This window comes from Pseudomonas kilonensis, from assembly GCF_001269885.1.
Lineage (GTDB): Bacteria > Pseudomonadota > Gammaproteobacteria > Pseudomonadales > Pseudomonadaceae > Aquipseudomonas > Aquipseudomonas kilonensis.
This window is the reverse complement of record NZ_LHVH01000017.1, coordinates 960,690-983,499: the sequence shown is the minus strand read 5'-3', so window position 1 is coordinate 983,499 and position 22,810 is coordinate 960,690. Positions and strand designations below refer to the sequence as shown.

The window sequence follows — 22,810 nt, the reverse complement described above, 5'->3', positions numbered from 1 at the left end:
ACATGAGTTCTGTGATCGGCGAGATTCATTGTGGGAGCGAGCCTGCTCGCGAAGGGCGCAACTCAGTGTCAGCCTGAAACCCCATGCCAATTGACGACCCAGCCCCGCCCATGCTCTCCTGTGCGCCTAGTTATGGGTGCCCTTCACAGGGTGAAACGGGAAACCGGTGAATCGTGTGCTTTACTTCAAGGCCACGTCAGTCCGGTGCTGCCCCCGCAACGGTAAGCGAGCGAAGCGTCTGAACCACTGTGTCCCAGGACATGGGAAGGTGACGCTTGCAGGCCAGGCGCAAGCCCGGCCCCTCGCGAGCCCGGAGACCGGCCCATGACTCATGCATCAACAAACCCGCGGTGGGCGGGCGCTGTTCGAACCTTGGTGGGCTTTCGCCCGGGGTCTCATCGCGCTCGAATGCCCACTGAACAAGAACAGAGGGAAGCGCCATGTCGACCATCAGCAGCACCGCCCGCACCGCCAGCAGCACCACCACCCTGAGCCAACGCCTGAGCGCCGCGATCCTTGCTTCGATCCTGGGCGCGGGGCTGGTCTATTTCGCCGGTTTCTCCCACATCGAAGCGGTGCACAACGCCGCTCACGATACCCGTCACAGCGCCGCCTTCCCGTGCCATTGAGAACTGACGACATGATCAAGCGTATCGCGCAGACCGCCGGTTTCAGCGGCTTGCTGGCCGCCCTGCTGCTGACCCTGCTGCAAAGTTTCTGGGTATCGCCGCTGATTCTCCAGGCGGAAACCTTCGAGAAGGCCCCGGCGACCGAGGTCCATGAACACGCCGACGGGGCGGCTCATACCCATGATGCCGAGGCCTGGGAGCCGGAAGACGGTTGGCAGCGCGTGCTGTCCACCACCGGCGGTAACCTGGTAGTTGCCGTGGGTTTTGCCCTGATGCTGGCGGGCCTGTACACCTTGCGCGCACCGACTCGCACGTCCCAAGGCCTGCTCTGGGGCCTGGCCGGCTATGCCACTTTCGTCCTGGCGCCGACACTTGGCCTGCCGCCGGAGCTGCCTGGCACCGCAGCGGCCGACCTGGCCCAGCGGCAGATGTGGTGGATCGGCACCGCGGCGTCCACGGCGGTGGGCATTGCCTTGATCGCCTTCGGCCGGCATTGGCTGCTCAAGCTGTTGGGTGTGGCGACGTTGCTGGTGCCCCACGTCATCGGCGCACCGCAGCCCGAAGTCCACTCGATGCTGGCGCCCGAAGCGCTTGAGAGCCAGTTCAAGATCGCCTCGCAGTTGACCAACGTCGCGTTCTGGCTGGCCCTGGGCCTGATCAGCGCCTGGCTGTTTCGCCGTGACGGCCAAGCCCACCACGACGCATGAGCGCCGAGCCGATCCTGGTGATCGGCCTGGGCTGCCAGCGTGGTTGCCCGGCCAGCACGCTGCGGGCCTTGCTCGACGAGACGCTGCTGGCCCACGGCATCGAACTTCATCGGGTACGGGCCCTGGCCAGTATCGACCTCAAACGTGACGAGCCCGGGCTGCTGGAGCTGGCCGGGCAACTGGCCCTGCCGCTGACCTGTTTCAGTGTCGAACAGTTGGCCAGCTACGAGCAGCGGCTCAGTCACCGCTCCGAGATCGCCTTCGAGCGCACCGGTTGCTACGGCATCGCCGAAAGCGCCGCCCTGGCCTTGGCCGACCACTTGGGCACACCGCCCGCGACGCTGCTGATTACTCGCCAAAAAGGCCCCAAGAGCACGTTGGCATTGGCGGTCGTGGCGTAAATCCCGATAATCGGCGCCCAGGATCATGAGCGATCTTCATCTGGGCGACACTCACCCACCTTTCAAAGGAGCCGGTCATGACCGTTTACTTCATCGGCGCCGGCCCCGGCGACCCGGACCTCATCACGGTCAAAGGCCAGCGACTGATCCGCCACTGCGCGGTGATCATCTACGCCGGCTCCCTGGTGCCGACCGCCGTCCTGGAAGGCCACTGTGCCGAACAGGTGATTAACAGCGCCGAGCTGCATCTGGAACAGATCATCGAATTGATCAAGAGTGCCCATCTCAAGGGCCAGGACGTGGCCCGGGTGCATTCCGGCGACCCGAGCCTGTACGGTGCCATTGGCGAGCAGATTCGTTGCCTGCGGGAATTGGACATCCCTTTCGAAATCATCCCGGGCGTGACCGCGACCTCAGCCTGCGCCGCCCTGCTGGGCGCCGAACTGACCTTGCCGGACATTTCCCAAAGCCTGATCCTCACCCGCTACGCCGACAAAAGCCCGATGCCCGCTGGGGAAGAACTGGGCAGCCTGGCGCAGCACGGGGCGACCATGGCGATTCACCTGGGGGTCAATCATCTGGAAAAAATCGTCGACGAACTACGGCCCCACTATGGCGCCGATTGCCCGATTGCGGTCATCCACCGGGCGACCTGGCCGGATCAGGATTGGGTGATGGGGACACTGGACGATATCGCGGCAAAGGTACACGCCAAGGGCTTTCGCCGCACGGCGCTGATTCTGGTGGGACGCGTGCTGGGCAATGATGTGTTCAGCGAGTCTTCGCTGTACCGCGCCGGGCATGCGCATCTCTATAGACCCTGACTCGCCAGAGAATCCACCTGGATCCCCCTGTGGGAGCGAACCTGTGGGAGCAAGGCTTGCCCGCGAAGGCGTCGCCTCGGTCTATCAGCTACACCGAGGTGTTTGCATCGCGGGCAAGCCTTGCTCCCACAAGCTCGCTCCCACAGGTTACGAGCTGATCGCAAGATGGTATCGCCACAATCAGTAGTAGGCGTTTTCTTTCTGCGTGTGGTCGGTCACGTCGCGTACGCCCTTGAGTTCCGGAATGCGCTCGAGCAAGGTGCGCTCGATGCCTTCCTTCAAGGTGACGTCAGCCTGGCCGCAGCCCTGGCAGCCGCCACCGAACTGGAGCACGGCGATGCCGTCTTCCACCACGTCGATCAGCGAAACCTGGCCGCCGTGGCTGGCCAGCCCCGGGTTGATTTCGGTCTGCAGGTAGTAATTGATGCGTTCGTTGACCGGGCTGTCGGCATTGACCATCGGCACTTTGGCGTTTGGCGCCTTGATGGTCAGTTGGCCGCCCATGCGGTCGGTGGCGTAGTCGACTACCGCATCGTCCAGGAAGGCTTCGCTGAACGAGTCGATGTACGCGGTGAAGCTCTTGAGCCCCAGCGCGGTGTCTTCGGGTTTTTCTTCCCCCGGCTTGCAGTAGGCAATGCACGTCTCGGCGTACTGGGTGCCGGGCTGGGTGATGAAGATGCGGATCCCGATACCAGGCGTGTTCTGCTTGGACAGCAGGTCGGCCAGGTAATCGTGGGCGGCATCGGTAATGGTAATGGCGGTCATGGAAACTCCTCGCAGGCTTGCCGGCAGTTTACGCCAATCATCGCGCCGGACAAAGTCCCAGTATTTTTGTCAGGAAAGCGCCCGGCGGCACGGAGTTTGCCGCCGGCGCTGTCGATCAGAGGTTCTGGTAGCGATTCATGTCCAACACACCGCTTTCCACGGGCTCCGTCTCCTGGATGTATTGGCTCAGGTCGTGGAAGTAGTACCAGAACTGCGGGTGGCTGCGGCGAATGCCCCAGCGCTCGACAATCCGCTCGAACGCTGGCGCATCCTGGGCGCCTTGCATGGCCTCGACGAACGCCGGCACTTGCCCGGCCGGAATGTTGAACATGAAGTTCGGATAGCTGCTGAACACACCCGGGTAGACCGTCAGCGTGTCCAGCCCCAGCTGGTAGCGCCGCTCCTCGCCCAGCAGGAACGCGACGTTGCTGTGGGCTCGGTTGCGCAGCAGGCTGTAGACCTCACGCTGACCGCTGGCGGTTTCGACGCGCAGCAGGGTCGCTTCCGGCAGTTGGTCGATCACCTTGAGCCCCGCCGCCGGGCGCGACACCAGGCGGCTGAGGGCCTGTTCGGCGTTTTGCAGCGCCGGGTCGATGTTCGGGCGCGAGCAGTAGGCACCGTCACAGCGGTTGATCGGATCGGGACGGGCATTCAGCTCGCCGTACCGGGCCAGCAGTTGCTGGGTGAAATCGCCCTTGGGGTCGAGCTCGTCAAGCTTGAGGGCGGTCGATGTGTCATCGTCGATGGCCTCGTAATCGAGCCACATCTTGAATTGGCCACCAGCCTGGTACCAATCGTCCAGGTAGCCTTCCCGGGCGTCAGCCGGCATCAGGCGCAGAAAATTCTGCTCCGCACCGTTGCGGATCAGGTCGAAATACAGCCGGGTCTGGGCCTGGTGGGACACGTTGCCGAACACATCGAAATTTACCGCCAACTGGTAATAGGTGCGCTCCAGCAACGGGAAGTCGAACAGCCACATCGTCTGCGGCACTTCGCCGATCAACCCCTTGGTGACCGAAGCACTGTCGAAATGCCGGAAAATGCTCAGCAGCGCGTTGTCGTTACCGGCCCACAGCGTCGACCAACTCGGCGCCGGCAGCTCGGCATAGTTGTCGCGGCGCAAGGCCTCGTACTCGTTGCGTTTGTCGCGGTAGTCGAGCCACAGGCTGACGACGCTGCCCACGTCGTCGTTCTGCCCCGGCATCGCCAACAGCGGCGTGGCCTGGCCGCGGTAGTTCGGGTCGGTGATGTACAGGTCGTGTTCGGGGTCCTGGAACAGCGCCCAGAAATTGTCGCGGATCACGTCCGTGGCAATCTGGCCCCGGCACACCGGCCCGCGGATGAAGGTGCGCACGAAATACTCGGCGTTATCGAGCATAAACTGGTAGCGCGCCTGGGCCGGGATCGCTTCGAAGGTGGAAAACGGATTGGCCCGGCGCTCCGGGCCGTAGCCCGGCAACGCGGAGACCTGCCATTTGCCGCTGTAGAACAGGCTCTTGATCCGCGCCATCTTCGCCGCGCTCAAGCCGTAGGTGATGTGGGTCTTGTGCACGATCACCCCTTGCACCGGCCAGAGCCGATAATAGACGCGGGTGCCGGGATCATCGTTCGGTCGGCGGGTGTTGATCAGGTCGATGGGCTGGCCGGTGGGCGTGCGCGAACGGACCCACTGGAAGAAATGCCCCGGCTCGCCGCCCTTGAAATAGATGTGCGCCAGGAACCAATGCTCGAACAACCAGCGGCCCACCAGGCTTTCCCGGGCGCCCGGGGCATTGAGCAGGTTTTCCCATTGCACCACCTGCAAGGCTTCGGCCGCACTCGGCGCCAGGGCCTGCTGATCGATGGGGGCGCCTGCGGCCAGCCAGCTTTGCAGGGTCTGGTATTGCTGGTCGGTCAGGCCGGTGACAGCCAGGGGCATGCCTTCCTTGGGATGGCTGCCTGCGTATTCGTTGAATTGATCCGGCATCGCGCAGCTGTTTTCACGATTGAGGCCCAGCACGATCTCTTCCGGCAGCTTGGCGTTGGGCTGCAACGGTGTGCGGTGGCCCAACTCCAGCATGCGCGCCATCAGGGCAGCCTGGCTGCCTTGGGCGTCGAGCACTGAATAAAAGCCCTTGCGCTGCCAGGCGCGCGGGCCGGAGGCGTCATAGAACAAGCGAGTCGGATCGGCCGCCTGGCGCCGCTCGCCGTCGTACACCGACAGCTTGCTCGCTCCCCGTGCCGCACCTTCGCCGCTGCCCAGGTTCAACTGGCAAGCGGAGTCGTAGCAGGCATGACAGGCCACGCATTTTTCCGTGAAGATCGGCTGGACGTCGCGAGTGTAGGAGATCGCGGGAGCGGGACTCCCGGCGGCTGCGGTAAAACACAACAGCAGCAACAGACTGCCGAATAAGACGCGGTACGGCATGTCTCGGGTCCCTAAGAGATAGTCCGGCGATTCTACCGGGCCAGCATCGCCTTGCAAACATGAGCGATATTCATGCAAAAGCCCATCATGATCAAATCCTGCACAGGTTTGCTATCATCCCGGCCTTCGTAATGGTCTTTTTTCCAGGTAGTCCTATGTCTGATCGCAGCGCTCGCCTTTATCTTCTCCAGCAAGCCCTCAAGGAACGCATCCTGATCCTCGACGGCGGCATGGGCACGATGATCCAGAGCTACAAGCTGGAAGAACAGGACTACCGCGGCAAGCGCTTCGCCGACTGGCCGAGCGACGTCAAGGGCAACAACGATTTGCTGGTGCTCAGCCGCCCCGACGTGATCGGTGCCATTGAAAAAGCCTACCTGGATGCCGGCGCCGACATCCTGGAGACCAACACCTTCAACGCCACCCAGGTGTCCCAGGCCGACTATGGCATGCAGAGCCTGGCCTACGAGCTGAACCTGGAAGGCGCGCGCCTGGCCCGTAAAGTGGCCGACGCCAAGACCCTGGAAACCCCGGACAAGCCGCGCTTCGTCGCCGGCGTGCTCGGCCCGACCAGCCGCACCTGCTCGCTGTCACCGGATGTGAACAACCCCGGCTACCGAAACGTGACCTTCGACGAACTGGTGGAAAACTACACCGAGGCCACCAAGGGCCTGATCGAAGGCGGCGCCGACCTGATCCTGATCGAAACCATTTTCGACACGCTGAACGCCAAGGCGGCGATCTTTGCCGTGCAAGGGGTCTACGAAGAACTGGGCGTCGAACTGCCGATCATGATCTCCGGCACCATCACCGACGCCTCCGGCCGCACCCTCTCGGGCCAGACCACCGAAGCCTTCTGGAACTCGGTGGCCCACGCCAAGCCGATCTCCGTGGGCCTGAACTGCGCCCTCGGCGCCAGCGAATTGCGCCCGTACCTGGAAGAGCTGTCGAACAAGGCCAGCACCCACGTATCGGCCCACCCCAACGCCGGCCTGCCCAATGAGTTCGGTGAATACGACGAACTGCCAGCCGAAACGGCCAAGGTCATCGAAGAGTTCGCCCAGAGCGGTTTCCTGAACATTGTCGGCGGCTGCTGCGGCACCACCCCGGCGCACATCGAAGCCATCGCCAAAGCCGTGGCCGGCTACGCGCCGCGGCCAATCCCGGAGATCCCGCGGGCCTGCCGCCTGTCGGGCCTGGAACCGTTCACCATCGATCGCAGTTCGCTGTTCGTCAACGTCGGCGAGCGGACCAACATCACCGGTTCCGCCAAGTTCGCCCGGCTGATCCGCGAAGACAACTACACCGAAGCCCTGGAAGTGGCCCTGCAACAGGTCGAGGCCGGCGCCCAGGTGATCGACATCAACATGGACGAGGGCATGCTCGATTCGAAGAAGGCCATGGTGACCTTCCTCAATCTGATTGCCGGCGAACCGGACATCTCCCGCGTGCCGATCATGATCGACTCCTCCAAGTGGGAAGTGATCGAAGCCGGCCTCAAGTGCATCCAGGGCAAGGGCATCGTCAACTCCATCAGCATGAAGGAAGGCGTCGAGCAGTTCATCCATCACGCCAAGCTGTGCAAGCGCTACGGCGCCGCCGTAGTGGTGATGGCCTTCGACGAAGCCGGCCAGGCCGACACCGAGGCGCGCAAGAAGGAAATCTGCAAACGCTCCTACGACATCCTGGTCAATGAAGTCGGCTTCCCGCCGGAAGACATCATCTTCGACCCGAACATCTTCGCCGTCGCCACCGGTATCGAAGAGCACAACAACTATGCCGTGGATTTCATCAACGCTTGCGCCTACATCCGCGACGAACTGCCCTACGCGCTGACCTCGGGCGGGGTCTCCAACGTGTCCTTCTCGTTCCGCGGCAACAACCCGGTGCGCGAGGCGATCCACTCGGTGTTCCTGCTCTATGCAATCCGCGCGGGCCTGACCATGGGCATCGTCAACGCCGGCCAACTGGAGATCTACGACCAGATCCCGGTGGAACTGCGCGACGCCGTGGAAGACGTGATCCTCAACCGCACCCCCGAAGGCACCGACGCCTTGCTGGCCATCGCCGACAAGTACAAGGGTGACGGCAGCGTCAAGGAAGCGGAAACCGAAGAGTGGCGCGGCTGGGAAGTGAACAAGCGCCTGGAGCATGCGCTGGTCAAGGGCATCACCACCCACATCGTTGAAGACACCGAGGAATCGCGACTGTCTTTCGCCCGGCCGATCGAGGTCATCGAAGGCCCGCTGATGGCCGGCATGAACATCGTCGGCGACCTGTTTGGCGCCGGCAAAATGTTCCTGCCCCAGGTGGTCAAGTCCGCCCGCGTGATGAAGCAGGCCGTGGCCCACCTGATCCCGTTCATCGAGGCGGAAAAAGGCGACAAGCCGGAGGCCAAGGGCAAGATCCTGATGGCCACGGTCAAGGGCGACGTGCATGACATCGGCAAGAACATCGTCGGCGTAGTGCTCGGTTGCAACGGCTATGACATCGTCGACTTGGGCGTGATGGTGCCGGCGGAGAAGATCCTGCAGGTGGCCAAGGAGCAGAAATGCGACATCATCGGCCTGTCTGGGCTGATCACCCCGTCCCTGGATGAAATGGTGCATGTGGCGCGCGAGATGCAGCGCCAGGACTTCCACCTGCCGCTGATGATTGGCGGGGCCACCACCTCCAAGGCCCACACGGCGGTGAAGATCGAGCCCAAGTACAGCAACGACGCGGTGATCTACGTCACCGACGCCTCCCGCGCCGTGGGCGTGGCGACCCAGTTGCTGTCCAAGGAACTCAAGCCGGCGTTCGTCGAGAAAACCCGCCTGGACTACATCGAAGTGCGCGAGCGTACTTCCAACCGCAGCGCCCGCACCGAACGCCTGAGCTACCCCGCCGCCGTGGCCAAGAAGCCACAGTTCGACTGGAGCAGCTACCAGCCGGTCAAGCCGACTTTCACCGGCGCCAAGGTGCTGGACAACATCGACCTGAACGTCCTGGCCGAATACATCGACTGGACACCGTTCTTCATTTCCTGGGACCTGGCCGGCAAATACCCGCGCATCCTCACCGACGAAGTGGTCGGTGAAGCCGCCACCGCGCTGTACGCCGACGCCCGGGCGATGCTGCGCAAGCTGATCGACGAGAAACTCATCAGCGCCCGCGCCGTGTTCGGCTTCTGGCCGGCCAACCAGGTGCACGACGATGACCTGGAAGTCTACGGCGACGATGGCAAGCCACTGGCGCGCCTGCATCACCTGCGCCAACAGATCATCAAGACCGATGGCAAGCCGAACTTCTCCCTGGCCGACTTCGTCGCGCCGAAGGACAGCGGCGTGACCGACTACGTCGGCGGTTTCATTACCACCGCCGGCATCGGCGCCGAAGAAGTCGCCAAGGCCTACCAGGAGGCCGGCGACGACTATAACTCGATCATGGTCAAGGCCCTGGCCGACCGACTGGCCGAAGCCTGTGCCGAATGGCTGCACCAGCAGGTGCGCAAGGAACATTGGGGTTACGCCCAGGACGAGCACCTGGACAACGACGCCCTGATCAAAGAGCAATACACCGGCATCCGCCCTGCCCCCGGCTACCCGGCCTGCCCGGACCACACCGAGAAAGCCACCCTGTTCCGCCTGCTCGACCCCGAGGCCAGCGAACTGAAGGCCGGGCGCAGCGGTGTGTTCCTCACCGAACACTACGCCATGTTCCCGGCAGCGGCGGTCAGCGGCTGGTATTTCGCCCACCCTCAGGCGCAATACTTCGCCGTGGGCAAGATCGACAAGGACCAGGTGCAGAGCTATACCGCGCGCAAGGGCCAGGACTTGAGCTTGACTGAGCGCTGGCTGTCGCCAAACCTCGGTTACGACAACTGATATAAGGTCTTTTCAGCCCAGATAGACTGTGGCCTTCAGCAGCTATTGCATGGATAGACCCATCCAATAGCTGCTGAAGGCCGCGATCTCTTCAATTTATTTTTTTACAGAGATGAAAACATTAATCGGCTGCTTCCAATCAGAATTAGGTCTACGAGCCTCCAACTGCAACATCCCATTGTAATATCCCGGCGGGAGCGCCATATTGTCCCGTGCATCGTACTGTATTTCGAGGCCAAGCCATTGGCTAAGCGCTCCAATAAAGCGCTTGCTGTTCATATGCTCCCTCCAAGCGTACTCCCCCCCCTCTTCGGTGCGGACACCCCGCAACTTCACGACTACCGCTTGACCCTGGGCGTTTAATAATGACGCATTCAACATCGTAAACTTCTCGTCTGTGCCGGGCGTCAACTGAGTAGGACCAATATTTGCATTCAGAGCAACTATCCCCCCACTGTAAAGTCGCTCAATGCCGGGGACTCGGAGATAAGTCGACACCTGATCTTGCAGTCCACTGACAACCAGCATACGTAGACCTGGCAACTCCGCATTGTAGCCTGACATTCGCGCCGCATTTTCTCGCCATACACGAGCCATATCGGCGGTTTGTGCATTGCCCAATGGCAAGCCATGTGTATCCTTGACTGCCGGCGTCGAATAATAGGGAACCTTGTTACCGCAAAGGTAAGTAGAGGATTTTCCATTGTTATAGCCAAAATTATAGTTGCTCGGATTGTTATTGCAGTCTCCGCCGCCAGCATTGTGCCCAACTTCATGTCGAAAAGCGGCTGGTTGTACCCAGTTGCTAACGCTCGTATAGCCAGGAGCAAAAGCTATTCCACCCGCACCTGCTGCCACTGAGTAAGCTGCACTGACGTCAGTGCTATAGAGGGTTCTGTAAGGCTCCAGCATATCCTGCCAAGCGATCAGTCCGTCCCCCGAAGTATTGTGGGCCACGTCAAAAACATTAACTGCGGCGAGTCGCAAGGAAAGATTCTCAACCCGTGAATTCCTGAGGCCGAGATTGGCTGTCTCCAGTTGTGCCAGAGCAAAGGCGATAGGGTCTGTATTCAATCGACCCAAGGCATAGGCGGTGTAAGCCACCAGCATATCGATATAGCGCGGCTCACCAGCTTTTGAATTGTCCACCGCAGGCACTGAAGTCTCAGACATCTCAACGGTATCGGGAGTCATATAATCGTCGGGCGGCTCTTGGGTAAAAGTGCTTTTCCCCTGCGCATCGACCACCAACAAACCGCGCTTGCCAGGCTCATCGACAATCGCGGTGACCGCACCATCAGGCGACCTGACCACCACCAGCGAGCCTGTTTCGCCATCGCGGGTGTACAAATTGCCGCTTTCTACCGTGTACCCCTGCTCAACCTTGATAGCCGAACGCTCAAAGCGCGCGCTGCCGATTGTATCGGCATATATACTGGCCGACGTCGCTTGGGGCGAATTTTCGGGGCTATCGGTTGCAGCGCTGACCAGTGCGGGCAGCGCAAGTACCAACGTCAGCGCTGTCAGGCCGGAGCGCCCAGCCGTAGAGAATGGATTTCCAGTATTCATGGCGTATTTCCTTGCGAAGACAGGAGCCATAAGACTGATCCCATTAAACCGGGACGACTACTGTCAGATATGACAGTAGCTAGTGTCCTGTATCACAAATACTGTTCCTTTTTGACGGCGTCTGTTGTCGTCATGCTGCGTTGCCGCTCCTCGCCATAGCGGGCTATGACTCGTCGCGGCGCCTTGCCTGACGACAACAGCCACTCGCCAAAAAAGAAACGTATTTGCGAAACAGGACACTAGAGCAGCAAACAAGCCTACGCTTTAACATCAGCAAACCGACCCATCGACGGCACCGGTATCGACAGATCGGCCTTCAGATCCGCAACCGCGGATCAGTTGCGGCGTGACGGTCCAGGTTGGGGTGAACGGTTACCGAATTGCTCCGCTTCACCAACGGTGCTTCGCAAATCGTTCAACTCGCTTCGCGTCAACTCAACCAGCTTCTCCGTGCGCAGGGCATCGACTGTTCGGCCCAACGCATTGAGTTCCAGGTTGTACCGCTGCGTATCGATTCCGCCATCAGCCCGGCGATCCTCCAGTGCGTCCAGGAGCTCATGACGCCTATTGGCGACAACGTCTTCGATATTGCGCATTTGTTGTGGATGTCGCTCCCGAAGATAGGTCATCCAGTAATCACGCGACACCATGCTCACCAATAGCGCATCGCTGCGCTCTGCCTCAAGAATCGAGGTGCGGGTGCGCGCCGCCAGTTCTCCAGTGATCGGCGCGCCGAACGCCATGTGCGTAGGCTGCCCCGGCAAATCGATGCCGTCGCCCCATCCGCTCGTCAGGCCAATGCGATAACGCAGGCGTACTTCCGCCCGATCCCTGCCCTGGCCGGCCGCTTCAGCCAACGTTTCGACCCTCTCCAGCCGGAACAACTGCCGCGACAAGCGCAGCAACGCCTGGCCCCTGAGCAGGGGACGGTCCAGCGGAATGTCACGCAAGGCCTGAAAGACAAACACACGCACTTCCAACTCGCTAAAGGTCAAGATGCGGCCATCGATGCAAGTACCGTGGGTTTCGGCGTTTTGAAACAGCAACTGACGCAACTCGCTGTTTTCGCTGGCAGCGTCCATGATGTTCCAGACCCGTCGCGTCAGTTCTGCCCGGTCAAACCTGAAATCGAACGTATCGGGCAACAGCGCAAGCAATTGGAAGAACCGCTCGTGATCGTTTTCTTCGGCCAACTGCGCCCAGATCCGGCTCCGGACCGTGATTTGTTCACTGTTTGAGCCCACCAGCCATGGACTCAGCGCCTCGGCCGATGCGTCGCCCGTCGGATCAAGAAGAGGTTCGACCGCAGCGACAGAGGCATGCGGATCGTAACGGCCATCAGCGCCTGCGCCACCATCGGAGTCGTCATTGGAGTCCGAGATATCGTCTTGCGGCGCCTCTGACATGGCGATCAAGCTATCGATTTCGTCTCGGGAAAATCCTAAAACCTCTTCGCGATTGCCTGACTCAAGGTATTCCCTGAGTTCATAAAATGTGTTGAGCGACAGGTCTTCGTTATCACTCAAATCCATTCCGTCCACGAGCCTCTGGTGGCTGCCATCCAGCAACCACGCCGGAAGATCAGTAAACTCGTTGCCGCTCAAGTTCAGCACACCCAGCTCTTGCGCGTTCAATAGCTGACTGGGCCAGTTTTCTATCTCGTTATAGCTGAGGTCCAGTGCTTCGATCTGGCCAAAATCCGGAGGATCGAACGTGACCAGTCTATTAATGGTCAAGTTAAGCGAACGCAGGCGACCGTTTGTCAATAACGGGTAAGCCGCCGCAGGCGGCAAGTAGTTATCACCGAATCCCAGATGCTCCAATTGCTCCATTTGCAGGACAGCATCCGGAACGGCGGTCAGTTCATTGCCGCCCAGGTCCAATCGATTCAAATGAGCAAAGGAACCGAAGAAACCGTTTGAGCCCCGTTCGGTCAGCAAGACACCCGAAAGCTCCAGCGTCGTCACGCCAGGAAATTGCACACCCAACTCAGGCAAGTCGCCCAATTGCAGGCCATGCAGACTGAGTGTTTGTCCTGCCCCACCGTGGCGTATCAGTCCCTCTTGCCAAACCTCACGGATGCTCTTGGCCGCCAGCGCGCGGCTTTGCGCGGAAACGGTGCCCCCTGCGACTCGAACTTCTCTGATGAAGAGCCAGTCATTCAACCGTCGAGTCAGCAAGACACACGATTGATGCCACTGGCTGACCTGGTCGTCGATCTGCGTCTCGGTCATCCCGTTTTCACGCCATTGCCCGAGCTTCAGGGCTGCCTGTTCCTGGGTCAGGATCGGATCCAGCCGCTGCAGGCGCAGTTTGCGTCCCGCATCCCCCTCGACCACGGCCGACGCCTCGGGCGGCGGTAATAGAAGTTGAGCGATCGACCAGCTTGTTTCCGTCGGCGGGAATTGATCCGGTACAGACTCCTTGGCAAATCGGGCCAATGCCCCATGGGGAAGCCCTCTTGCATCTTCGACTCGCTGATATGCCGCACTCAAGGCTGCCTCGCCTTCAGGGCTGAAGAGATTACCGGCCAAATGGGTCTTTAACAGGACTTCATCATTGGACAGCACTGTTGGTGGGAGCGACTGCAGTTGGTTATCCCGCAAGTCAAGCCAGGAAAGCTGCGTCAGGTTCTCGGCACCGGCTGGCCAAGCCCGCAACTGGGTGGCTTTGAGGCCCAGTGCCTTGAGCCGGGTCAAGGCACTGACATCAAGCGTCTCGAGCGGGTTGTTTTCCAGATTCAGTTGCTCAAGCATCGTCAACCCATTGAACTGCGCTTGAACAGTGGGCGTGACGAGCAGGTTGTTGTTGCGCATATCGAGTTGCGTCAAGGCCGGCAAGTCTTCGGCGTCGAAAGGCAGCTCGGTGAAGCCGTTGCCGCTTATTTCCAATGTTCGCGTACCGCTGAAGGCCCTGAAAAAGTTGCGCGCCTGCCGGGGGGAAACATCCAACGATCCCAAGCGCAGCGTTTCTACGTGGGAGAAGCTTGCGGGCGGCAACGCTGGGAGCGCCGCAAACTGCTTACCGGGAAGAGCAGACCCGGAAGCCGGCAGCTCAAACAAGGAGCCCCCTGCGGTCGGCAAACCCAGGCGTTGGCGTACAGCGCCGCGCCAGCTGTCTCGCAACGCTCGAAACAACAGACCTCCGCCCTCCCACCACACTGGCGAAAGCAAGGCGTATGACAAATCTTCCGCCCCCGTCGGCTCGAAAAAAAACTGCGCAAAGATTCCATCGTGTTCAGCCCTGAGTGCTTCTACCGCAGCAAATCGTTCCTGAGGAGTATTGGAGGCACTGTCAAATTTCACGGGCAGGCGCCCGACAGACTCGGCCTCCCCGACCAGCAAGCGCAATTGCCCGCGACAGTAGCCGTCCACCATTTGATCCACGTCCACCAAATGGCCGAACGCTCCCGAGTATTCGCTGACGTACCGGTAGGCGCGCGCGAACGCTTGCGGAGTCAGCGCTGACCAATTCAGCGATAGCCCGGCCCACAACTTTTCGTGCCCTTCGAATATTGCATCCGGCAGCGTACGTATCGATGTGCGCGACAGCTCCAGGCGTTCGAGCCGGGGAAGACGCTGCACGTATTCAGGCCATTGCGATAACGTTTGAGGCGCCTCGATTTTCAACGTACGCAAACGGCTCAATGGTGTCAGGTCAAGGTTGTGCATGGCGGTCTGATCGAAACCTGAGTAATCGATGTGCAGCACCTCCAGTGAAGTCAGCGAAGAGAGCCTTTGTGGAAAACTCTCGGCCAGCGAGACAGCAGCGGTGGAAAACCGCAAGTCGGTGAGTCCTGGCATCTGGCTCACCGCGTGCGGCAAGGTGGTCAACGGCGGGTGCCCGAAGGACAGATCGAGGAATCCGGATTCCCTGAGGCCAATCTCCAATTTCGTGACCCCAGGGAAAAGTGCCAGGAAGGCATCCGCATTGGCGTCTGTCATGCCGCCGCCAATCACCGACAATTCCCGTACATGCGCAAAATGGGTGGCTATTGGGGGCAGCGACACCTCACAGGAAAGCACCAGCCGCGCGCCTTCGGGGGACTCTTGCGCTAACGGGCGATTGCGCCAACCGTCCCTGAGCGCCTGCGCAAACCTATTTTTATGCGCATCGGCCGGGCTGCCGAGCGTCTCGCCCAGCCATTGTTCAAGCGTGCCGTCGAGCGACTCCCACTCGCGCTGGCGCGTTTGCAGTTCCAAATAGATCTGCCGTTCGGTCTTGCCCCGTTGTTGCCTGATGAACGCCTCGGCCTGTGGCTCGCTGGGGTAAAGTGCCTCCACCCGCGCCTCAATGGAAGGATGCATTCCCCTACCCCGGCCGCTCGCGTAATACCCCTTGAGCGTCGCGCTCACGCGAACCGGTGGTTTGAAGCGCTTGGCGGGGGTTTCAAGGAGCTGGGTCATGTCCCCACGATGCAGGTAGGCGTAATCGATGATCATGCGTTGCAGCTCGGGGCCGTTCCCCTCCGGCAGCCCCAGGGCGGAACGCGCATCAGCGGGCAGAACCTGCAGGATCGAACGGTAGAAGTTGCCGCCCCGCCGGGGCATGCCACCAGGCTCCTCACCCAGCTCATTGAAGGCCTGATAGCCAGGTCCGTTTTTGATCAGGTATTTTTTTTCAGGCGCATTCTTGTCGCCGATGCTTTCGAGCAGCGCACCCGCGTCGCTTCCCTCGCGCACTTCCAGGCGCAGCGTAACGGGCCAGCCCGGCAGTCTTTCCAGGGCATGCAATGCCAAGCGTCGGCTGTCCGCCGAAACGATATTGTCGCTGTGCAATCCCCCATACGCCCGAACCTGACGTCCTTGTCGTGCATACCAGCGAGCCTCTTCGAGCATGCTCAACGGCGCGCGGCGCTTTGCGTCAAGACGGGCGAGATCCGCAGCACTACCGTGGGCGATGACCTCCTGGGCGGCAGCCTCGCTAAGGCCTGGGCACTCACGCTGCAAAATCCTGATACGACTGTCCACAGGTTCCGTGCCCTTGTAGATCCTTTCAAAAACTTGCTGCCGGGTTAACCCTCCCGGATTTTCTTCAGCTTGCAACTGATCAATCACCTGCGCGGCCTCGGCATCCGCCTTGAACAGCCGCATCGCATCCCTCAGCTCGGGAGGGGGCATCATTCGGTCCATGTGCATTTTGCGTAGCGCGTCATCGCTGACGCCGCTGACATCGGCGAGCCTGAGCAGCATCTCATCCGAAAACGCCGCGGTCTCATGGCCCATGCGCCTGAGCAGCGTCAGGCGATCCCACGCCATCGGGCGCTCCAGCGAATGCCGCCAGGCTCCGTTGCCGTTATGCAGGAGGATAGGTTGGTACGCCGCCTCGTCCGTTGGATGCTTGATTCGCCATTTGTGGATCGATGCGTCGAAAAACTGCTCGTACACCTTTCCCCCTAAACGAATATGGGTTTTCCCATCGACTTCGTATTGCCCCAGCGCGTTCGGAGTGCTCGTATCGGTGAGTGTTACAGCGCTTTCATAGCTGCTCAGTTCCGGCTTCCACAAGCGTGTTTCGCCATTAGGCAACGTCACAGGCTCAAGGCACTCGATCACCGGTTCAGGCTTGATGGCGGCCAGCTTGCTGACCCCGGCCCCCACACCGGCCATCGCGCCCATCAACGCCAGGTTTTCTGCGACGTCGATCAAGTGAGCCTTGGCTGCCCGTTTGTCGCCTTCGCCCCACTCGACCGCACCTTCAAGGGTTTCATATAAAAGCTGTCCCGCCATGACGACCATCATGACCTCGCCCAACACCGGAACGAACATGGATACCAGGTTGAGTGCAAACAGACCCTCCTCCATTAAATGGGCCAGCTTTGCATCCCTTGCCTTGGTGTCGACATCATCCGTTGGAACCGCATGACTGCGCGCATCGGCCAGTACCTTTTCACGATGTCGATCATAGAGGTAGTCCCACGGATCCAAGTTATCGTCCCACAATGCTTGCCCTTTGCGGCTCACCGTCGAAGCTGCGATATAGGGATCAGATTCACGCTGCATTTTTGGGTGTTTGGGGGCAGGATTTTTAATGTACGTCAGGCTATAGGCTGGATTAGTGGACTCGATGAAAATCATCCATGGCGAATCGCTGATGGTTTCGCCTATAGAAATCACTGTATCGCCTAGTGAATGGGCCGCTTCCTGGACAAACTGACTGAAGAAATAAGGCCGCATATCGTACGGCACGAACTGACTGAAAAAACGTTGATAAGGCGTGGGGCCGATGTCTTGAGATTGCCCAGTATCGGGCGTGGTAAGCAATTGTTTGATGCGTGTTTTCAGTTGATCGCCGTTGTAACGCTTCAGCGGATGTTCGGGGTCATGAGGCACGTAGAGAATCGTTTCATCGCTGTAGCGATGCATTTCACAAATCGTGAACGCAACACAGCCCACCAGCCGTTGCTTCATAACGGTCATGTCTTCGAACCAGACCGGTTTTTTGCCCAGCCAAGGGTTGTTCTCCCCCTCGATGACCGAAAGAATCATCGCGTGATCCCCGGGCTCGATATCCTTTGCCAGCAGCGCTTGTTCGGCGGCGGCCCTCATCGCGGTTTTCTGGCTGGCAATGAAGTGCTGGCGCAAAGTCGTTTCGATCGCCGCGTCAGCCGGGTAAAAAAACGATTTGAGGTAGGCCTGGTACTTGGTACCGATATCTAGGGTACGGCACAGGGTGAGGAATTGGCTTACCGACAGGCTCAGAGCCACGGGTGCGTATGCGTCAGGGGTTCCCGTTTCCCTGACAAATCCGGAGCTATGGTGGTAGGCATCGTGATCGCATTCCCAACTTTCGAAGTTGTGCAGCGCGGCCTGCAGCATAGGCAGCTTCAACAACTCAAACGTACCAATTTCTATCCTGAACACACCCATTTCCGTGGCTCGTCTAAGGCACAACAAGGTCTTGTCGACATCCAGCTCTATCTTGAATTGATCTTTCAGTGCCTGAACCAACAGCGGCCTGGCAAAGGTATCGATGTCCTGGAATGAGGACATGGTCTTATCCAGTTGATTCTGTGCCGCAAGACTTTCCTTAAAACAGGCATCCACGACCTTGCGCTGCTCTGGCGAAGCGTTCGCGTACCAGGCCGGCATCTGCGTTCCGACTTGCTTCATCGCCTGCCTGCGTTGCGTCGAAGCCTCGATGAGCCATGCCGGCATGGCGGCTTCCAGGAAGTCCGCGTGCAGACTCTCCGTGGCCCGTGGCTTTGGCTGTATTTTTTCCGGGGACTGTGTGGAATCGGGTGACATACATCGCTCCTTTGAATGAAGCGACAGCAGACCCGTTTAGCGAACCGCATGGGCGGTACATAGTTATAGGTCGATGGGAAACTGTGTAATGAGGGATTTAAGCCTGCAGAGATTGGCTATGCTCTCCACATACGACCTTGTGTATGGAGAGCATCATGGACGAACCAAGCGAAAATAAGGCGCCCACCCTCTGGCAAATGCTCCACAGCGTGGGAGCGGCGGCCCTTGGCGTGCAAAGCGGAAAAAACCGCGCCCGCGACTTCACCCACGGCAAGCCGAGTCACTTTATTCTGCTGGGCATCCTGTTTACGGTGATTTTCGGGTTGACGTTGTATGGGATCGTCAATCTGGTGTTGTACTTTGCGGGCGTATAGAACGGATCTGCAAATATGGAACCGGGCCTCGTGCGAAACGAAACAGCCGTACCGCCCGTCTCGATCTGAGTCGCTCTAGCGCCGCCCCAGGGCATCGAGCGAAAAGGCATAGCGCTCGCCATCCGGGTGAGACACCAGGCTGAAGCGCTTGAAGTCCAGGCGATAGTCCTTGGCGGGATTCATGTTCAACCACGCGCGGGCGCGGGCCGGATCGAGCGATTGCATCAGGTCGATCTGCTGGTTGTAACCGCCATGACGCGCGAGGTCGACGCCTCGGGCGTGATCATGGAGCAGCACCATGGCCCACCCTCCCAAGCTGAAGTGCCCGGTGAACAGCACGCTCAAGCGCCCGTCGATACGGGCCTGGAGCGCCGCCCTGGAGCTGTTCATGGCGCTGAACAACACATCCTTGCCCGGTTGGCGACCCGCCGCCTCGAACGCCTGCATGGCACCCAGGGCCATTTCATCGTTGGCCGACCAGACCAGCGCGGTCTGCGGATAGCGCTTGACCAACTGGCTCGCCTGCTCATGAGCCCGTTCGCGATTCCACTCGCCATAGACCAACTGGCGCAGGTGCACTTGCGGGTGCTCGGCCAGCGCCCGGAGCAGGCCCTTCTCGCGCAGTTGCGCCGAAGGGGTGAGTTTCTTCCCGGAAAAAGCCAGCAAGTCGAGGGTCTGCCCAGGTGCCAGCGGTCCGTATTGGCGCAACAGTTCCTTGAGCATCAGGTAACCGCTGCGCTCATCATTGGGCACCAGGCTGCCGAGCAACTCGGGAGGTGCGGCACCGTTCTCTGTCAGCAGGCGAGTCTGATCGCTGGTCAACGTGTTGTTCACCAGGAACAGCTTGACCCCACTGCCCTGCGCCAATTGCAGGATCCGCGGGGCGACATATTGCTCGTTGACCAACACCAGGTAGTCCGGACGGTCCTTCGCCGTGACGGCCTCGCGCGCCAGGCGAATCATCAGTTGGGGATCGCGCCCGGCATACTCCACGCGCAGCCGCAAGCCCAGCTTGCTTGCCGCCGCTTGCATGAATTCGGTGTAGCTGACCCAGAAGGGTTCGGTGGAGTGGCCCGGGTTCAGGAACACGACCGAAGGAGCAGTCGAACTGCCAGGCAACGCCTCGGAAGAAGAAACCACATGGGCGGCTTGGGCCTGCGTCCAGAATGACAGGCATAACAGCCCCAATAGCCTGCAGATAAACTTCGACATCCCGCCCGCCCCAAGTAATACGCCACCCAGTATAACGACCCGGGTGGCGAACCGGCACATGAACGCGAGACCTTCATGTGGCCGGCAACGGCTCGAACCTATTGATGGCTGACCCAGAACACTGCGGTGCCCACCACCAGGATAATCAGGAACAAAATGGCCCAGGCATCAACAGAACTGTCGCTTTTCCTTGCTTTGGTCGGATTGCTCATTGCATCGCCTCTTGTCGGTTTTGTAGGTGATTGCATAGGGACTCGACCACAGTTAAGACGATGATTGCCCGCACGACAAATGTGGGTTAGGCAATAATCAATCTCATTAGTCGATTTGGTTCTTTACATATACTCAAACATCACTTTTGCGCATAACTCAAAACAGGTATCTTGCACCGGCTCCTCTAGGAGTGCGCGGCCGTGCGCGCAGAATTGCCGAGGCAGAACCCGATTCCAGCGAGCCAACATGCAGCTGTTTCTGATCGGCCCAAGCCTGAGACCGAGACTTATATGTACGTATATGACGAGTACGATCAGCGGATCATCGAGGACCGCGTCAAGCAGTTCCGTGATCAGACCCGACGCTATCTGGCAGGCGAGCTGAGCGAAGAAGAATTCCGCCCTCTGCGCTTGCAGAATGGCTTGTATATCCAGCGCTTCGCCCCGATGCTGCGCGTGGCTGTGCCTTATGGCCAACTGACCTCGCGCCAGGTGCGCATGCTGGCGAAAATTGCCCGCGACTACGACAAGGGCTACGCCCACATCAGTACCCGGCAGAACGTCCAGTACAACTGGCCAGCCCTGGAAGATGTGCCCGAGATTCTCGCCGAACTGGCCACCGTGCAGATGCACGCGATCCAGACCAGCGGCAACTGCCTGCGCAACGTCACCACCGACCAGTTCGCCGGTGTCGCAGCCGACGAGCTGATCGACCCGCGCCCATGGTGCGAGATCGTCCGCCAGTGGACGACGTTCCACCCGGAATTCGCCTACCTGCCACGCAAGTTCAAGATCGCCATCAACGGCTCGACCTCGGACCGTGCGGCCATCGAAGTCCACGACATCGGCCTGGAGACGGTCTACAACGCGGCCGGCGAGCTGGGCTTCCGTGTGCTGGTGGGCGGTGGCCTGGGACGTACGCCGGTGGTCGGCGCGTTCATCAACGAGTTCCTGCCGTGGCAGGACCTGCTGAGCTACCTCGACGCCATCCTGCGGGTATACAACCGCTACGGCCGTCGCGACAACAAATACAAGGCGCGGATCAAGATCCTGGTCAAGGCCCTGACGCCTGAAGTGTTCGCCGAGAAGGTCGACGCCGAGATGGCTCACCTGCGTGGCGGCCAGACCACCCTGACCGAAGCCGAAGTGCATCGCGTCGCCAAGCATTTCGTCGACCCGCAGTACAAAGCCCTGGGCAATCAGGACGCCGAACTGGCAGCCCTCGACAAGGAACACCCGGGCTTCGCCCGCTGGCGCACCCGCAATACCCTGGCCCACAAGAAGCCGGGTTATGTCGCGGTGACCCTGTCCCTGAAGCCGACCGGCGTCGCGCCCGGCGACATCACCGACAAGCAACTGGACGCCGTGGCCGACCTGGCCGAGCGCTACAGCTTCGGCCAGCTACGCACTTCCCACGAGCAGAACATCATCCTGGCAGACGTTGAACAGAGCCAGTTGTTCACCCTGTGGGGCGAGCTGCGCGAGCAAGGTTTCGCCACCCCGAACATCGGCCTGCTGACCGACATGATCTGCTGCCCGGGCGGCGACTTCTGCTCGCTGGCCAACGCCAAGTCGATCCCTATCGCCGAATCGATCCAGCGTCGTTTCGACGACCTGGACTACCTGTTCGACATCGGCGAGCTGGACCTGAACATTTCCGGTTGCATGAACGCCTGTGGTCACCACCACGTCGGCCACATCGGCATCCTGGGCGTGGACAAGAAAGGCGAAGAGTTCTACCAGGTCTCCCTGGGCGGCAGCGGTAGCCGCGACGCCAGCCTGGGCAAGATCCTCGGCCCGTCGTTTGCCCAGGACGACATGCCTGACGTGATCGAGAAGCTGATCGACGTGTACATCGAACAACGTACCGAAGACGAGCGCTTCATCGACACTTACCAACGTATTGGCATCGACCTCTTCAAGGAACGCGTCTATGCAGCGAATCATTAAGAACAACGAGGTCATCGACGAAACCTGGCACCTGCTGCCCAAGGACGCGACCTTCGACGGCATCTCCAACTGTGACGACCTGATCGTGCCCCTGGCCCTGTGGCGCGATCATGCCCACGCCCTCAAGGCCCGCGACGGCGGCCTGGGTGTGTGGCTGGACGCCGACGAGGAAGCCGAGGAAATCGGCGAGGACGCCAACCAGTTGCAGGTCATCGCCTTGAACTTCCCGGCCTTCACCGACGGGCGCAGCTACTCCAACGCTCGCCTGCTGCGTGACCGCTATGGTTTCAAGGGTGAATTGCGGGCAATTGGCGACGTGCTGCGCGACCAGCTGTTCTACATGCGCCGCTGCGGCTTCGACGCCTTCGCCTTGCGTGCCGACAAAGACCCCTACGAAGCCCTCGAAAGCCTCAGGGACTTCTCGGTGACCTACCAGGCTGCCACTGACGAACCGCTGCCGTTGTTCCGTCGTCGCTGAAACAGCCCCATGAAAAAGCCCTGAGCCGGGGATACCGGTTCAGGGCTTTTTTGAGGGTGAGTGATCGATGCCCAGCCACCTCGGAATCACTGTGGGAGCGGGCTTGCTCGCGAAAGCGGTGTGTCTGAACAGAGGATGTTGGATGTGCCGCCGCCTTCGCGAGCAAGCC

General features: G+C 60.2%; 13 protein-coding genes and 1 riboswitch. Of the genes, 8 read left to right on the top strand and 5 right to left on the bottom strand.

Annotated elements, in window-relative coordinates:
• Positions 1 to 117 precede the first annotated feature (117 nt).
• Positions 118 to 340, top strand: a riboswitch (cobalamin riboswitch).
• A gap of 100 nt (positions 341 to 440) precedes the next feature.
• From AD662_RS10915 to cobM, 4 genes are all read left to right on the top strand, one after another.
• Complete coding sequence (locus tag AD662_RS10915) at positions 441 to 629, top strand: CbtB domain-containing protein (RefSeq protein ID WP_014338677.1); 189 nt, start codon at positions 441 to 443, stop codon at positions 627 to 629.
• A gap of 11 nt (positions 630 to 640) precedes the next feature.
• Positions 641 to 1,336: a CbtA family protein gene (locus AD662_RS10910; RefSeq protein WP_018604738.1), complete on the top strand. Its 696-nt coding sequence runs from the start codon at positions 641 to 643 to the stop codon at positions 1,334 to 1,336.
• Complete coding sequence (locus tag AD662_RS10905; protein ID WP_053187131.1) at positions 1,333 to 1,737, top strand: cobalamin biosynthesis protein; 405 nt, start codon at positions 1,333 to 1,335, stop codon at positions 1,735 to 1,737. The genes AD662_RS10910 and AD662_RS10905 overlap by 4 nt, the downstream gene beginning before the upstream one ends.
• A gap of 77 nt (positions 1,738 to 1,814) precedes the next feature.
• On the top strand, positions 1,815 to 2,561 hold the full coding sequence (gene cobM, locus AD662_RS10900) for a precorrin-4 C(11)-methyltransferase (RefSeq protein WP_053187130.1): 747 nt from the start codon (positions 1,815 to 1,817) through the stop codon (positions 2,559 to 2,561).
• A gap of 180 nt (positions 2,562 to 2,741) precedes the next feature.
• On the opposite strand, the gene nfuA is transcribed toward cobM, so the two are convergent.
• Together nfuA and AD662_RS10890 are read right to left on the bottom strand one after the other, a co-directional pair.
• Positions 2,742 to 3,326 (bottom strand): Fe-S biogenesis protein NfuA, encoded by a 585-nt coding sequence (gene nfuA, locus AD662_RS10895; RefSeq protein ID WP_003182850.1) that lies wholly within the window; start codon positions 3,324 to 3,326, stop codon positions 2,742 to 2,744.
• A 115-nt stretch (positions 3,327 to 3,441) separates the two neighbouring features.
• Positions 3,442 to 5,733, bottom strand: a complete 2,292-nt coding sequence (locus tag AD662_RS10890; RefSeq protein ID WP_053187125.1) for a fatty acid cis/trans isomerase — start codon at positions 5,731 to 5,733, stop codon at positions 3,442 to 3,444.
• Between the two features lie 155 nt (positions 5,734 to 5,888).
• On the opposite strand from AD662_RS10890, the gene metH reads away from it, so the two are divergent.
• Positions 5,889 to 9,599, top strand: a complete 3,711-nt coding sequence (metH, locus tag AD662_RS10885; protein WP_053187122.1) for a methionine synthase — start codon at positions 5,889 to 5,891, stop codon at positions 9,597 to 9,599.
• A gap of 96 nt (positions 9,600 to 9,695) precedes the next feature.
• Here the strand turns inward: metH and AD662_RS10880 are convergent, their stop codons facing one another.
• Positions 9,696 to 11,168 carry a hypothetical protein gene (locus AD662_RS10880; protein ID WP_053187119.1) on the bottom strand — a complete coding sequence of 491 codons (1,473 nt, stop codon included), beginning with the start codon at positions 11,166 to 11,168 and terminating at the stop codon, positions 9,696 to 9,698.
• A 335-nt stretch (positions 11,169 to 11,503) separates the two neighbouring features.
• A complete protein-coding gene (locus tag AD662_RS10875) occupies positions 11,504 to 18,415 on the bottom strand; it encodes an NEL-type E3 ubiquitin ligase domain-containing protein (protein WP_053187116.1) in 6,912 nt (2,303 codons plus the stop codon).
• Between the two features lie 155 nt (positions 18,416 to 18,570).
• On the opposite strand from AD662_RS10875, the gene AD662_RS10870 reads away from it, so the two are divergent.
• Entirely contained in the window at positions 18,571 to 18,789 is a 219-nt protein-coding gene (locus tag AD662_RS10870) for a DUF2970 domain-containing protein (RefSeq protein ID WP_018604755.1), read from the top strand.
• A 75-nt stretch (positions 18,790 to 18,864) separates the two neighbouring features.
• On the opposite strand, the gene AD662_RS10865 is transcribed toward AD662_RS10870, so the two are convergent.
• A complete protein-coding gene (locus AD662_RS10865) occupies positions 18,865 to 20,001 on the bottom strand; it encodes an ABC transporter substrate-binding protein (protein WP_053187113.1) in 1,137 nt (378 codons plus the stop codon).
• 503 nt (positions 20,002 to 20,504) lie between these two features.
• Here AD662_RS10865 and AD662_RS10860 point away from each other — a divergent pair.
• Together AD662_RS10860 and AD662_RS10855 are read left to right on the top strand one after the other, a co-directional pair.
• Positions 20,505 to 22,163, top strand: a complete 1,659-nt coding sequence (locus AD662_RS10860; RefSeq protein WP_053178797.1) for a nitrite/sulfite reductase — start codon at positions 20,505 to 20,507, stop codon at positions 22,161 to 22,163.
• Complete coding sequence (locus AD662_RS10855) at positions 22,147 to 22,641, top strand: DUF934 domain-containing protein (protein WP_053187110.1); 495 nt, start codon at positions 22,147 to 22,149, stop codon at positions 22,639 to 22,641. Before AD662_RS10860 ends, AD662_RS10855 begins: the two co-directional genes overlap by 17 nt.
• The last annotated feature ends 169 nt before the right edge of the window (positions 22,642 to 22,810 follow it).

What these genes read in the sequence shown, in the direction of transcription:
- AD662_RS10855 (WP_053187110.1), top strand. Translation starts at nt 22,147, where the DNA reads ATGCAGCGAATCATTAAGAACAACGAGGTCATCGACGAAACCTGGCAC.
- AD662_RS10890 (WP_053187125.1), bottom strand. Translation starts at nt 5,733, where the DNA reads ATGCCGTACCGCGTCTTATTCGGCAGTCTGTTGCTGCTGTTGTGTTTT.
- nfuA (WP_003182850.1), bottom strand. Translation starts at nt 3,326, where the DNA reads ATGACCGCCATTACCATTACCGATGCCGCCCACGATTACCTGGCCGAC.
- AD662_RS10865 (WP_053187113.1), bottom strand. Translation starts at nt 20,001, where the DNA reads ATGTCGAAGTTTATCTGCAGGCTATTGGGGCTGTTATGCCTGTCATTC.
- AD662_RS10905 (WP_053187131.1), top strand. Translation starts at nt 1,333, where the DNA reads ATGAGCGCCGAGCCGATCCTGGTGATCGGCCTGGGCTGCCAGCGTGGT.
- AD662_RS10915 (WP_014338677.1), top strand. Translation starts at nt 441, where the DNA reads ATGTCGACCATCAGCAGCACCGCCCGCACCGCCAGCAGCACCACCACC.
- metH (WP_053187122.1), top strand. Translation starts at nt 5,889, where the DNA reads ATGTCTGATCGCAGCGCTCGCCTTTATCTTCTCCAGCAAGCCCTCAAG.
- AD662_RS10870 (WP_018604755.1), top strand. Translation starts at nt 18,571, where the DNA reads ATGGACGAACCAAGCGAAAATAAGGCGCCCACCCTCTGGCAAATGCTC.
- AD662_RS10875 (WP_053187116.1), bottom strand. Translation starts at nt 18,415, where the DNA reads ATGTCACCCGATTCCACACAGTCCCCGGAAAAAATACAGCCAAAGCCA.
- cobM (WP_053187130.1), top strand. Translation starts at nt 1,815, where the DNA reads ATGACCGTTTACTTCATCGGCGCCGGCCCCGGCGACCCGGACCTCATC.
- AD662_RS10860 (WP_053178797.1), top strand. Translation starts at nt 20,505, where the DNA reads ATGTACGTATATGACGAGTACGATCAGCGGATCATCGAGGACCGCGTC.
- AD662_RS10910 (WP_018604738.1), top strand. Translation starts at nt 641, where the DNA reads ATGATCAAGCGTATCGCGCAGACCGCCGGTTTCAGCGGCTTGCTGGCC.
- AD662_RS10880 (WP_053187119.1), bottom strand. Translation starts at nt 11,168, where the DNA reads ATGAATACTGGAAATCCATTCTCTACGGCTGGGCGCTCCGGCCTGACA.